Genomic DNA, 12,751 nt, shown 5'->3' with positions numbered 1-12,751 from the left:
CCAGGCCGACCAACAAATTCAGCAGATGATCCCGTCTGAGGGTACCTTTCCATCCACGAAGTAGTTGTCCACAGCATCGGACACACAGCGGTTAGAGCGGCCGTAGGCGGTGTGCCCTTCACCCTTCCACGTCACCAAGGAGGCGCTGCCGAGTTGCTTCCGCAGCGAGGCTGCCCAGGCGAGAGGCGTGGCGGGGTCTCCGGTAGTGCCGATGACCACAACCGGAGCCGTGCCTGTGTATTTGGCCGGCGCTGGCGTGTGCAGTGGCTTGTACGGCCAGTCCTTGCAGTTGATGCCGCCGTAGGCGAAGTAGTAGCCGAAGGTGGGGGAGACCTGCTTGAGGCGGGCTTCCTCGGCGCGCATCCCCGCGGTGTCCGAGACCATCGGGTAGTCCAGGCAGTTGATGGCGTTGAACGCGAACGTGGTGTTTGAACTGTAGGTGCCGTTCGGTTCCCGGTCCGCGCCAAAGTCGGCAATCCGAAGCATGAGCGAATCGTCGCCCTGGACCGCCGCTTCCAATGCCTGGGTAAGGACCGGCCACGACTCGTTGCTGTAGAGCGGCGTGAAGATGGCGCTGGCAAACGTCGCCCCTGTCACGAGGCGGCCGTCTTTGGCCCGCTTGGGATTCTGCTCGACGTCCGCCATGAGGTCCCGGATCTGCCGCACGCCGTCATCGACGCTTCCTGTCAGGGGGCATCCGGACTTTGCTTGGCAATCAGCCACATAACTGCGGAGCGCTGATTCAAACGCTCCCGCCTGACCCGCGGTGACGTCCTCGTTACTCAGGGCCGGGTCCACCGCGCCATCCAGCACCATTTTGCCGACGTTGTCCGGGTACAAGGAGGCATAGGTGGAGCCGAGTGAGGTGCCGTAGGAGAAGCCGAGATAGTTGAGCTTGGCGTCGTTCAGGACTGCGCGGAGGATGTCCATGTCCTTGGCTGAGCTAACGGTGTCTATGTGAGCCAAGGCTGGCCCGGACTTCTCCACGCACTTGGCATTGACGGCCTTGGCATCGGCCAAGGCAGCATTGATGCCTTGGTCCGTGCCGTAGGCGTAGGCCTTCTCCCGGGAAGCATCACGCTCGGCATCGCTGAGGCACGTCACCGGTGCAGAACGCTTGACTCCGCGGGGATCGAAACCCACCAGAGAGAAGCTGGAGCGCAGCTTGTCGGTGAAATGCGTCTTGGCCGCGTCCCGCACGAAGTCGTAGCCTGAGGCCCCGGGACCTCCGGGATTGACCAGCAGCGAGCCTTTCTTGGCGCCCTGGCTCTGGAGCCGGATGGCGGCGATGGAGATGTTGCCTGCATCAGGCTTGGCATAGTCCACCGGCACGTTGATCTTGGCGCACTGGAATCCTTGCTCGCAGGACGTCCAACTCACCTCTTGGGAGTAGAACTCCCGTAGCCTGTCCGGCGCCGCAGCTGCGATGGACGCGTCTGGCGTGCTGACGCTGCCGGACCCGTTTCCAGTAGCAGGCACGGAGAACACACAGCCGCTCAGGAGCAGGCTGGCGGAAATGGTGGCCGCGATTGCCGCTGCGGCCCGCCGCGGGGACGGGAACCGTGTCCGCGAAGTGGACCCGGTGGGCCGGCGTCTAGCGGGCGTCATGCGTTACTCCTCGTGCTGGGGAAGCGTGCTGTAGTTCTAAACTATCCGGCTATTGCTGAATCAGGCTGCTCGCCATGGACTCGACGGCCAGCAGCGGTGCCACGTTGGTAGTGGTGATCCGCACACGCGCCTTGTTGATGGCATCCATACGGGCCAAGGTGATTTCCGGGGTGGAACCAGACGCGTAAGCTTCCAGTTCAGTCCTGAGTTCAACGTTGACCAGTTCTACGGCGTTCCCGAGCTGGATGACCAGGACGTCCCGGTAGAAGGACAGCAGGTCGGTGAGGGTGCGGTCCAGGGAATCGGTGATGGACCGCTTGGCCCGCCGTTTCTGGTCTTCTTCAAGCTGCCTTACTTGACTTCGCATCGACGGCGGCAGGGTGCCCGACTCCGGAGCGCCCAGGCTCGCCAGCAGGGCGATCTTCTCAGCGGCGTCACGTTCGTCGTTGGAGCTGTTGGCCTCATCGGTCGCGATCTTGACCAGCTTTTCCGCCATCATCACGGCGGCCGTGACGCCCCGCAGGCACAGCGGGAAACGGACCGTCTCCAGCCGGCGCTCGCGGGCTTCAGGATCACGGGCCAACCGGCGTGCAATTCCGATGTGGCTTTGGGCTGCCCGCGCGGCCCGGTCCGCGATGGCGGGGTCGACGCCGTCGCGCCTCACCAGCAGTGCGGCGACGTCCGACGCAGGTGGGAGCCGGAGGTTTACCGCGCGGCAACGCGAGCGGATGGTAACCAGCACGTCCGCGGGCGACGGCGCGCACAGCATCCAAATGGTCCGGGGTGTGGGTTCTTCGATGGCCTTGAGTAGCACATTGGTGGTGCGCTCGGCCATGCGGTCAGCGTCTTCCACCACAATGATCCGCCAGCGTCCCGTCGCCGGCCGGTCGCCGGCCTTGGATACCAGCTGCCGGGCTTCTTCGATGGTGATGGTGACCTTCTCCGTGCGGACAAAGGTCACGTCCGAGTGGGTCTCGCCAAGGATGGTCCGGCATGATGCACATTCGCCGCAGCCACGGAGGGCAACGTCGTCCTGCTCACAGTTCAGCGCGGCAGCGAATGCCTTGGCCGCGTTGGATCGTCCCGAGCCTGGGGGCCCGGTGAACAGCCAAGCGTGCGTGGGGCCGTCGCCTTGGGCTGCCGAGCGCAATTGCGCGACGACGGGCGCCTGGCCTTGGAGTTCGTCCCAGACGGTCACCTGCGGCTCCCGAGCAATTCCTGAACGCGGCCGAGGATCTGATTGGCGAGGTCCTCCTTGGGATCCTTGGCGGGCAGCACAAGGTAGGTTTCCGGGTGGGCCGCGGCCAGCTCCAGGAACGCGGCACGGATGCGGGCGTGGAAGTCATCCGGTTCGGACTCGAGCCGGTCCTCGATGGCGTCACCCGCGGTCCTGCGGTCCCGGCCTTCGCCCGGATGGACATCCAAGAGCACCGTCAGATCAGGTTCGAGGCCTTCGGTTGCCCACTCGTTGAGTCGCCTGACATCTACGGTTCCAAGGTCCCGGCCGGCACCCTGGTAGGCGACGGAGGAATCGATGTAGCGGTCCGTGATGACCACCGAGCCCTCAGCCAGGGCAGGTCGGATCGCTTGGCTTGCATGGGCGGCCCTGGAAGCTGCGAAGATGAGGGCCTCGGTCCGGGGATCGATGGTGCCGTGGCCGTGGTCCAACACCAGGGAACGCAGCTTTTCTCCGATGGGCGTGCCGCCGGGCTCGCGAGTGCGCAGCACGGAAAAGCCGAGGGACTCAAGAGCCTCGGCCAAACGGGCGGCCTGCGTTGACTTGCCTGCCCCGTCCCCGCCTTCGAAGGCGATGAAGAGCCCGGGGCGCTGGTCCGCCATGGGGCTCTGGTCCTGCTTAAGGCGCTGCGTATTCACGGATCTAAGCGTACAGAGGAACACTGACAGAACCCGACGACGGCGTCAGCCCACTCCAGCGGAACGCACACTGCCGCAAACGCGCTCTTGCCGGTGGCGCCTTAGTCGCTCGGCTCGCCTGAGCTCCTGGCGGGCGGGGCCGTAATAGCTTTCCAACCCGGTCCCCTCCGGCCGTAGGCTGAAGCAATGAGTCTTTCCCGAGAACATGCCTCAGCCCTGTCCCCCGACACTGTGGTGGTGGCGGCAGGCCGTCCCGAACGAAGCCATGACCAACCCGTCAACCCGCCCATCGTCTTGTCCTCCACATATTTCGGCACGGGGGCACTGAGCGACGGCGACCGCGGATACGGACGCTATGCCAACCCCACCTGGGATCCTTTCGAGGAAGCGCTGGCGCAGTTGGAAGGCGCCGGGTTGCCCGGCTTGCTCTACGCTTCGGGCCTGGCCGCGGTCAGCTCCGCGTTGTCACTCGTGCCCGCTGGCGGAGTCCTCGTCATGCCGACGCACAGCTACGCGGGATCCCTCGTTATGGCCGCCGAACTCGCGGCCAAGGGAATTCTTGAGTTGCGGACCGTCGACATCGCGGACACCGACGCAGTCAAGGCGCAGCTCGCCCCCGCGGATGGAAAGCCCGCCAGCATGCTGTGGATTGAGAGCCCCACCAACCCGATGCTCGGCATCGCCGACGTACGGGCCCTGGCCACCGCTGCCCATGAAGCCGGAGCTATCGTGGTCACGGACAACACCTTCTCCACGCCGTTGGTTCAGCAGCCCCTCAGCCTGGGCTCCGACGTCGTGCTCCATTCCGTGACCAAATACCTCGCCGGCCACTCCGACGTCGTACTCGGCGCCTTGGTGACATCCAATCCGGCACTGCGCGCGGAACTCCTCCACCACCGCATTATCCACGGCGGCATCGCCGGTCCCTTCGAGGCCTGGCTCGCGCTCCGCGGCCTACGCACGCTGGCGCTGCGGATCGAGCGCTCCCAAGCCTCCGCCGCAACGTTGGCCGAGCGGCTGAGCACCCACCCGCGTGTCGAGTCCATCCGTTTCCCGGGCTTGCGAAACGATCCCGGCCATGAGCGGGCCAAATCGCAGATGAAGGGCTTCGGCTCGATCCTGTGCATCCAATTGGCCGGAGACGGAACCCGCAGTGGTGCCGAAGCCGCAGATCGACTGGTGCGCGCGTTGCAGTTGTGGATCCCTGCGACATCGTTGGGCGGGGTCGAGTCCCTCATCGAACGACGGCGTCGCCACACGGCCGAGCCCCTGAGCGTGCCGGACAATCTGGTCCGGATGAGCGTCGGGATCGAGAACGTCGAAGACCTTTGGGTGGATTTGGAGCAAGCGCTCAAGTCGCTTGACGGCTAGGCTGGAGGGCGTGGACGGAAAATTTTTGATTTCATACATCCAGAGTGGGATCTACTTCATTCTGGGACTGGTTGCCTTTGCCCTGGAGCTGTGGGCGCTGGTGGATTGCCTGCGCCACAAACCCTCGTCCTTCGAGGCAGCCTCGAAGCGCACCAAGACCTTCTGGCTGGCCCTGACCGGCATCGCTGCGGTCATCGGCGGGTTCTCCGTCCTCGGTGGCGGGGGTGGTTTCGGAATCTTTGGCATCGCTGCTGTGACTGCGGCGTGTGTCTACTTGGCGGATGTCCGTCCCGCCGTCAAGGAAATCGGCAACAGCGGCCGCAACCAGGGTCCGTACGGTCCCTGGTGATCCCCACCGGCACCCTAAGCTCGCAAGCTCGCTCAGGGAACCCTGCCGGCGTGGGCCCACGGCACCCTAAGCCCGCAAGCTCGCTCAGGGAACCCTGCCGGCGTGGGCCCACGGCCCCAGGGCTACGCCGGGGCCACCGCTGACCAGTCGACGGTGAGTTCGCCCAAGCGCCAACGCGACGTTCCGTCCTGAAGGGGCCAGCCGGCGTCGCGCATTGATTGGCACATGGCCGTCCACCGCTGCCTGTTGCCGAACGACGCAAGCGGTGCCGCCTCCAACCACGCCTGGTCCAGAGCGCCCAGGAAAGCGTGAATCCGCTCGCCCGGAATGTTGCGGTGGATCAGCGCTTTCGGCAGGCGTTCGGCGACGTCGGAGGGCAGCTCGAAACCGCCGAAGCGCATGGACAGGCTCAAGCTCAATGGCCCGTTCGGATCCAGGGCAACCCACGTCACACGGCGGCCGATTTCATCGCACGTTCCGTCGATGAACAATCCCTGCGGTGCCAAGCGTGACTGCACCAAGCCCCAGATTCCCGCCACGTCCGATTCCTCGTATTGCCGCAACACGTTGAAGGCACGGACCAGCACGGGAGTGCCCGGAACGGGAACCTCGAAACCGCCCACATGGAAGCTGAGCCCGGGCCGTTCCAAGAGCTTGGCGATCCGGACTCGCTCTGGTTCGATCTCGATCCCGCACACTCGAACGTCGGGGCGGACAGCCCGCAGCCTTTCGAAGAGCTCGACGGCGGTGGCCGGGGAAGCGCCATAGCCCAGGTCCACTACCAAGGGGTCGACGGCGGAGCGCAGCCGCCATGCCTGCGGGCCTGCCAGCCAGCGGTCCAGCCGGCGCATCCGGTTGGGATTGGTGGTGCCTCTTGTGATGTTGCCGACCGGTTTGCCGCGCCTGCCTTGCACCCGCTCTGCTTTCTGCACCACCGTCCCACTTTATCCTCCAACGCGGGGTCACTTACGGCCCATCCGATCCAAAAACACCGGCGCTAAGTGACCCCGCGTTGTGATGAACGGGTGGCGGCGTAACGCCCGGTAACGGCAGGGCCTGATCGCTTAGGATGAAAAGCATGACTTACAAGCTGATTCTGCTGCGCCACGGCCACAGCGACTGGAACGCCAAGAACCTGTTCACCGGCTGGGTGGACGTCGACCTGAACGACCAAGGCCGCGAGGAAGCAGCCCGCGGCGGAGAGCTCCTGGTCGAACACAACGTTCTCCCCGACATCCTCTACACGTCCTTGCTGAAGCGGGCCATCAACACCGCGAACATCTCCTTGGACAAAGCCGATCGCGGCTGGATCCCGGTCAAGCGTGACTGGCGCCTCAACGAGCGCCACTACGGCGCACTCCAGGGCAAGGACAAGGCCCAGACCCTCGCCGAATTCGGTGAAGAGCAGTTCATGGAATGGCGCCGCAGCTACGACACCCCGCCGCCCGCCCTCTCCGATGACAGCGAGTTCTCCCAGGTGAACGACGTGCGCTACGCAGGCCTCGGCGACGCCCTGCCGCGCACCGAATGCCTCAAGGACGTACTGGTCCGTCTCCTGCCGTACTGGGAGTCAGACATCAAGGAAGACCTCAAGGCTGGCAAGACGGTCCTGGTCACAGCCCACGGCAATTCCCTACGCGCCCTCGTCAAGCACCTGGACGGGATCAGCGACGAAGACATTACCGGTCTGAACATCCCGACGGGCATCCCGTTGGTTTACGATCTGGAAGATGACTTCCAGCCGATCAACCCCGGTGGAACCTACCTCGATCCCGAGGCCGCGGCCGAGTCCATCAAGGCTGTAGCAGCCCAAGGCAAGAAATAGGCCCTTCGAGAAAACGACGCCGGCCGGCCCACCCCGCGAGGTGAGCCGGCCGGCGTCGCAGTTTGTTAAGCCTGGTTAGAAGCCTTCTGGCTGCCATTCGCCGGTGACCAGGTAGGTCACCTTGCGGGCAACGGAGACACCGTGGTCTGCGAACCGCTCGAAATAGCGGCTGGCGAGGGCCACATCCACCGTGGTGGCTGAAGTCTCGGCCCACGAAGGATCTGCGATCGCCCTGAAAACGCTCAAGTGCAGATCGTCGACGTTGGTGTTGAGCTTGAGGATGTCGCGGGCAACTTCCAGGTCACGCGATTCCAGGAGCAGGGTAACCTTTTGGCTCATTTCAAGGTCCAGGCGGGCCATGTCCTTGAACGTTGCCGTCAACTGCTCGGGGATGACCGTGGCCGGGTAGCGGAGGCGGGCCAGTTGGGCCACGTGGCGGGCGAGGTCGCCCATCCGTTCCAGTGACGCACTCATCCGCAGGGAGCCAACGATCATCCGGAGATCGCTTGCCACGGGGCCTTGGAGGGCCAGGATATCGATGGCGCGCTCGTCAAGGCCGTTTTGCAGGAAATCGATCCGGGCGTCGGCTGCGATGACGTCCTGGGCGAGATCGACGTCTGCCCCTTCGAATGCGGTGGTCGCGTTCTGGATCGCCTCGGTAACCAGCTTTGAGATCTCGATGAGGTCCTCACCGACCTGGATGAGCTCCTCCTGAAAAACCTTGCGCACGGTGGCGTCCTCTCCTTGGAAATCTCCTCCGCACCCCTCTGACGGCGCGAAAATCTTCATAGCTTAACTATGATGCAACTAGTAAGAATGGCAGTGATCCATGAACGGTTGCGCATCTTTAGGTGAACGTTAGCCGAATCGGGGCCGTTTGGAGGCCGTTCCATATTTTGCAGTGTTTCCAGCGCATAAGCTAGATCCGTGGATCCAGTGCTCATCGGTGTCATCGCAGGCCTTGCTGGCCTGTCGTGCGGCGTCTTTGGCGTGCTCGCATTCAGGCTCAGTGAACGGCAGCGAAAGATAGTGGACCTGGATGTCACGGAACCACTGCTTCCGGAGGGCGCCGCGGAGGTGCTGTCCGTCGTCGGGCGGGCCTTTGTGGTGGTGGACGCGATCGACGGCGTCGTCCGGGCCAGTCCCGCGGCTTACGCCTACGGCCTCGTCAGGGGCCACACAGTGGTGCACAAGCAGCTGCTGGACATGACCGCGAAGGTCCGGCGCGACGGCGTAATCCTGGAGAAGACCTTCGAGTTGCCCCGCGGTCCGCTCGGCAAGGGGACCATCGTGGTGCAGGTTCGCGCAGCCATGCTCGGATGGGAATATATCGTCCTTCTGGCCGACGACCGCACCGAAATCACCCGCACCGAGGAGATCCGCAACGACTTCGTCGCGAACGTCTCGCACGAACTCAAGACCCCGGTGGGCGCCATCTCCTTGCTGGCTGAGGCCCTTGAGGCAAGCCCGGATGACGAAGAAGCCGTCCGTCGCTTTGCGAAGCGCATGCACAAGGAATCCACACGACTCGCTGCGCTGGTGCAGGACATCATTGAGCTGTCCCGGCTCCAGGGCGCCAATGTGGCGCAACAAGGACACGCTGTGGATATCAACACAGTGATTTCCGAAGCCGTAGATCGCTCGCAACTCCCGGCGGAACTCAAGAACATCAAAATCGTGGTCGGCGGCCGGACGGAAACCATGGTCTTCGGTGACCAGGACTTGTTGGTGACCGCATTGCGGAACCTCATCGACAACGCCATTCGCTATTCTCCGGAAAACACCCGTGTTGGGGTGGGCGTCCGGGCCAAAGAGGGCGTGGTGGCGATTTCCGTCACGGATCAAGGCGAAGGACTTAGCCCCGAGGACCAGGAACGGATCTTCGAGCGTTTCTACCGCGTAGATGCCGCAAGGTCGCGGCAAACCGGGGGAACCGGCTTGGGCCTGAGTATTGTCAAGCATGTGGTGTCCAACCACGGCGGCGAGGTTACCGTCTGGTCGCAGCCCGGCCAAGGTTCTACTTTCACCATCCGCCTTCCTGAAATGGAAGGCCAGGAGAACGACGACGCCGGGGCGAAGCCCCGAAACGTTATTCAGACGACGGGCGCAGTACGCGCCCTAGAGCAAGGAGCTGGCGCTTGAGCAGGATTCTGATCGTGGAGGACGAAGAGTCCTTCAGCGACCCTCTGTCCTACCTATTGGGCAAGGAAGGTTTCGATGTCCAGGTAGTGGACAACGGCAGCGACGCGTTGGTGGAGTTCGACCGCAACGGGGCCGATCTGGTGCTGCTGGACCTGCAGCTTCCGGGGACTCCAGGCACGGAGGTTTGCAGGCAGCTGCGGCAGCGTTCCAGCGTCCCGGTCATCATGCTGACCGCCAAGGACTCGGAAATCGACAAGGTGGTTGGCCTGGAACTCGGCGCGGACGACTACGTCACCAAGCCGTACTCTTCCCGGGAACTCGTGGCGCGCGTTCGTGCCGTGCTGCGCCGGCAGGGCGAGCCCGAGGAACTCATCACATCCACCGTGCAGGCCGGCCCGGTCAGGATGGACATTGAGCGCCATGTGGTGAGCGTCAACGGCGAACAAGTGTCGCTTCCGCTGAAGGAGTTCGAACTCCTTGAGATGCTCCTCCGCAATTCGGGCCGTGTGCTCACCCGTGGACAGCTGATCGACCGCGTCTGGGGCTCCGACTACGTGGGGGACACCAAGACCCTGGACGTCCACGTGAAGCGCTTGCGCAGCAAGATCGAGCCCGACCCCTCGGTTCCCCGCTATCTTGTGACGGTGCGCGGCTTAGGCTACAAGTTCGAACCGTAAGCCCGGAAGGGCTGGGAACGGCCCCGCCGAAGGCAAAAAGCGCAAGGCAAACAGCAAAAGGAAGGGCTCCCATGGTGAGAGCCCTTCCTTTGCGTTCTCGCGGGGTAACTGGGCCTGGCCGCCGGGCCGGGGGCCAGGCCGATGCCGCCTAGTGGCCGGTGCTGCTCGCGCTCGGTGAGGCGCTGCTCGTGGCTGAACCGCTGACTAAGGGGCTCGGCGTGGCCGTGGCAGGAATGTACTTCTCATATTCCTTCAAGGTGCCGTCCAGGACCGGGAACTGCACGGTGCGGGAGTCGGAGCCGGTCTTGATGGTCACGGAAACCAGGGAGCCCGGGTTTCCGCCGGTGGTGCTCAGAATCGCGGGGTCGGTGCTCTCGTTGAGGTAGGTCTGCGACTTGGCCTTGACCGGAATGCTGGTCTGCGAGCCGCTGGCTCCGTTGATGGTCAAGGTCGCATCGCTGGAGGAAGTGTTGAAGACGGCACCAATAACGCGTCCCGGCTTGTTGGCGCCAGTGGAGACAATAAGCATGTTGCGCAGTTGGAGCGAACCGAGGTCTTCCTTGACGCCGTCCGACGCTGCGTACTGGTGGCTGGTCTGCTGGGCGTTGATGTAGCCACAGCCGGTCACGGACAAGAGACCGATGCCGATGGCGGCCGCCGCCATCGCCAGTTTGCCGCGCTGGACACGGTTCATCGCAGTAATGCGCACGACACGTACTCCTCTTAGAGTCATTGGAACACTTTTCAGGCATAGCCTATCGGCAAACCAGCTCAAACAAGGATTCCGGACACCATTGTGGCGGGCCTCCCGGAGGCGTACGGTGTTCCGCGGCGCGGCGTCCTATGCACTTTTATGCCTTCCCGTCAAGGGGGTGCTGGAGGGCTGAATAGGCCATTTTCCGCGTATTTACTGGGTTCAGGACCCCTCTCCGTGCCAATCGTATGCCTTAAGCGTGATAAACTGGTCTGCGGGAAAGGGGAAAGTCCACATGGTTTTTGAGGTCGGCGAGACAGTAGTTTACCCTCACCACGGTGCAGCAAAAATTGAAGAAATCAAGATGCGCACTATCAAGGGCGAAGAGAAAATGTATCTCAAGCTCAAGGTGGCTCAGGGTGATCTGACCATTGAAGTTCCAGCAGAAAACGTAGACCTTGTTGGGGTTCGCGACGTAGTGGGCAAGGAAGGCTTGGAGCACGTTTTCGACGTTCTCCGTGCCGAGTTCACTGAAGAGCCCACCAACTGGTCCCGTCGCTACAAGGCAAACCTGGAGAAGCTTGCTTCCGGCGACGTCATCAAGGTTGCAGAGGTCGTTCGCGATCTTTGGCGCCGTGATCACGATCGCGGCCTTTCCGCAGGTGAGAAGCGAATGCTGGCCAAAGCCCGTCAGATTCTGATTTCAGAACTGGCACTGGCTGAGAAGACCGACGAAGAGAAGGCCGCAAGCGTTCTCGACGAAGTTCTGGCTTCCTAACAAAGATTCAAAGATTTAAACCCCGGTGGCAACCTGCCGCCGGGGTTTCCTTTTGCCCGAGTTAGCACCACGTAGGCTTGAGCGCATGACTACACCATCCCAGCGCGAGGCCACCGCCGTCGTCGTCGTTGCGGCAGGCTCGGGCGAGCGGCTTGGCTACGGCATGCCCAAGGCAAAGGTGCCGCTGGGCGGCGAACCCATCCTCACCCATGCCCTCCGCGGCGTCGCCACGGCAGATGTTGCCCGGCAGATTTGTGTTGCCATCCCCGCAGGGGACCTCGAGCTGCGGGAGCTCTGCGAGGAATTCCGGCAGGAGCTCGGCACTGACGGGCCTCTGGTCACAGTGGTCGACGGCGGATCCACGCGTGCCGATTCGGTCCGTGCGGCCCTAGCGGCGGTGCTCGAGGGAACGCGCGCTGTGCTGGTTCACGATGCTGCGCGAGCGCTAACTCCTGAACGGGTCTTCCACCGCGTTGCCGTCGCGCTATCCGCAGGCGCCATGGCGGTCATTCCGGCGATACCGATCGTGGACACCGTCAAGATGGTTGTGGAAACTGACGGTGACGACGCCGGAATCGCCCCGGAGATCGTCACCGGCACGGCCCCGCGGGAGCAACTGCGCGCCGTCCAGACTCCGCAAGGTTTCGACTATGAGACTTTGCTGCGTGCCCACGCGGCGGCGGCAAAGTTCGACCACGCCCAGTCCGCGGCCGTCACCGACGACGCCATGCTGGTCGAACTCCTCGGCGTCCCCGTCCACGCAGTTCGGGGCGCCAGCCAGTCGCTGAAAATCACCACGCCGCTGGACCTCATCATTGCCGAAGGCCTGCTGGAAGGTCCGCTCGGAGTCCGCTGGGTGGAAGGCTGATGGGGGCGCAGCCTGGGAACCCGGCCATCCCGTTGCCGCGCACCGGCATCGGGGTGGACGTACACGCCTACGCGCCTGAGGGCGACCCGCAACCGCTGTGGCTGGGAGGCCTCTTTTGGGAGGGGGAGCGCGGGCTCTCCGGGCATTCCGACGGCGATTGCGTGGCCCATGCGGCCGCTGACGCGCTCTTCTCGGCCTGCGGCATTGGTGACCTTGGCACGCATTTCGGCACCGACCGTCCCGAATTCGCCGGCGCTTCCGGAGCGAAGTTGCTGGGGGAGGCGGCCAGGATTGTCCGCGCCGCCGGTTTCGAGATTGGCAATGTTGCGGTGCAATTCGTGGCCAACAGGCCAAAATTCGGTCCGCGGCGCGAAGAATCGCAGCGCGTCCTCAGCGACGCCGCAGGCGCTCCCGTCAGCGTCACGGCGACCACCAGCGACGGCCTCGGCTTCACTGGCCGGGGTGAGGGCATCTCCGCCGTCGCTACGGCCCTTGTCTACGCCGTGCCGGCAGCGCCCCAAGGCGATAGCGCCTGAACTGAGATAGATGGTGTGCAACGAAGCC

The 12,751-nt window shown here is 63.8% G+C and carries 14 protein-coding genes; 8 read left to right on the top strand and 6 right to left on the bottom strand.

Features of this window, described 5'->3' with window-relative positions:
* Positions 1–18: 18 nt before the first annotated feature.
* Genes OW521_RS10540 through tmk form a run of 3 tightly spaced genes read right to left on the bottom strand, consistent with a single transcriptional unit; the run spans position 19 to position 3,447 of the window.
* Positions 19–1,608, bottom strand: coding sequence for an alpha/beta hydrolase (locus tag OW521_RS10540; RefSeq protein ID WP_268025200.1), 1,590 nt, complete (start codon positions 1,606–1,608; stop codon positions 19–21).
* A gap of 49 nt (positions 1,609–1,657) precedes the next feature.
* Positions 1,658–2,806, bottom strand: a complete 1,149-nt coding sequence (locus tag OW521_RS10535) for a DNA polymerase III subunit delta' (protein ID WP_268025198.1) — start codon at positions 2,804–2,806, stop codon at positions 1,658–1,660.
* Entirely contained in the window at positions 2,803–3,447 is a 645-nt protein-coding gene (tmk, locus tag OW521_RS10530) for a dTMP kinase (protein WP_268025825.1), read from the bottom strand. Before tmk ends, OW521_RS10535 begins: the two co-directional genes overlap by 4 nt.
* A 222-nt stretch (positions 3,448–3,669) precedes the next feature.
* On the opposite strand from tmk, the gene OW521_RS10525 reads away from it, so the two are divergent.
* Complete coding sequence (locus tag OW521_RS10525) at positions 3,670–4,854, top strand: trans-sulfuration enzyme family protein (RefSeq protein ID WP_268025196.1); 1,185 nt, start codon at positions 3,670–3,672, stop codon at positions 4,852–4,854.
* A gap of 10 nt (positions 4,855–4,864) precedes the next feature.
* Complete coding sequence (locus tag OW521_RS10520) at positions 4,865–5,203, top strand: DUF2516 family protein (protein ID WP_268025194.1); 339 nt, start codon at positions 4,865–4,867, stop codon at positions 5,201–5,203.
* A 122-nt stretch (positions 5,204–5,325) separates the two neighbouring features.
* Here OW521_RS10520 and OW521_RS10515 read toward each other — a convergent pair whose 3' ends face one another.
* Positions 5,326–6,138 (bottom strand): class I SAM-dependent methyltransferase, encoded by an 813-nt coding sequence (locus OW521_RS10515; RefSeq protein ID WP_442781254.1) that lies wholly within the window; start codon positions 6,136–6,138, stop codon positions 5,326–5,328.
* 143 nt (positions 6,139–6,281) lie between these two features.
* Here OW521_RS10515 and OW521_RS10510 point away from each other — a divergent pair, with 143 nt between their 5' ends.
* Complete coding sequence (locus tag OW521_RS10510) at positions 6,282–7,028, top strand: phosphoglyceromutase (RefSeq protein ID WP_268025192.1); 747 nt, start codon at positions 6,282–6,284, stop codon at positions 7,026–7,028.
* Positions 7,029–7,103: 75 nt separating this feature from the next.
* Here the strand turns inward: OW521_RS10510 and phoU are convergent, their stop codons facing one another.
* Positions 7,104–7,757, bottom strand: a complete 654-nt coding sequence (gene phoU / locus OW521_RS10505) for a phosphate signaling complex protein PhoU (protein ID WP_268025190.1) — start codon at positions 7,755–7,757, stop codon at positions 7,104–7,106.
* Between the two features lie 207 nt (positions 7,758–7,964).
* Here phoU and OW521_RS10500 point away from each other — a divergent pair, with 207 nt between their 5' ends.
* Both OW521_RS10500 and OW521_RS10495 read left to right on the top strand, forming a co-directional pair.
* Entirely contained in the window at positions 7,965–9,170 is a 1,206-nt protein-coding gene (locus tag OW521_RS10500) for a sensor histidine kinase (RefSeq protein ID WP_268025821.1), read from the top strand.
* Entirely contained in the window at positions 9,167–9,847 is a 681-nt protein-coding gene (locus OW521_RS10495) for a response regulator transcription factor (RefSeq protein ID WP_059388662.1), read from the top strand. The genes OW521_RS10500 and OW521_RS10495 overlap by 4 nt, the downstream gene beginning before the upstream one ends.
* Positions 9,848–9,995: 148 nt before the next feature.
* On the opposite strand, the gene OW521_RS10490 is transcribed toward OW521_RS10495, so the two are convergent.
* Positions 9,996–10,541: a hypothetical protein gene (locus OW521_RS10490; RefSeq protein ID WP_268025819.1), complete on the bottom strand. Its 546-nt coding sequence runs from the start codon at positions 10,539–10,541 to the stop codon at positions 9,996–9,998.
* Positions 10,542–10,836: 295 nt separating this feature from the next.
* On the opposite strand from OW521_RS10490, the gene OW521_RS10485 reads away from it, so the two are divergent.
* The 3 genes from OW521_RS10485 to ispF all read left to right on the top strand — a co-directional run bounded on the left by OW521_RS10485 (position 10,837) and on the right by ispF (position 12,723).
* Complete coding sequence (locus OW521_RS10485) at positions 10,837–11,319, top strand: CarD family transcriptional regulator (protein WP_011690592.1); 483 nt, start codon at positions 10,837–10,839, stop codon at positions 11,317–11,319.
* An 85-nt stretch (positions 11,320–11,404) separates the two neighbouring features.
* Complete coding sequence (gene ispD, locus OW521_RS10480; RefSeq protein ID WP_268025187.1) at positions 11,405–12,187, top strand: 2-C-methyl-D-erythritol 4-phosphate cytidylyltransferase; 783 nt, start codon at positions 11,405–11,407, stop codon at positions 12,185–12,187.
* On the top strand, positions 12,187–12,723 hold the full coding sequence (ispF, locus tag OW521_RS10475) for a 2-C-methyl-D-erythritol 2,4-cyclodiphosphate synthase (RefSeq protein WP_268025185.1): 537 nt from the start codon (positions 12,187–12,189) through the stop codon (positions 12,721–12,723). Before ispD ends, ispF begins: the two co-directional genes overlap by 1 nt.
* Positions 12,724–12,751 lie beyond the last annotated feature (28 nt).

Origin of the sequence: Arthrobacter sp. MMS18-M83 (assembly GCF_026683955.1) — a bacterium.
Taxonomy (GTDB): Bacteria; Actinomycetota; Actinomycetes; order Actinomycetales; family Micrococcaceae; genus Arthrobacter.
Note: the sequence above shows the minus strand (reverse complement) of the source record. Positions and strands in the feature narration are given on the sequence as shown.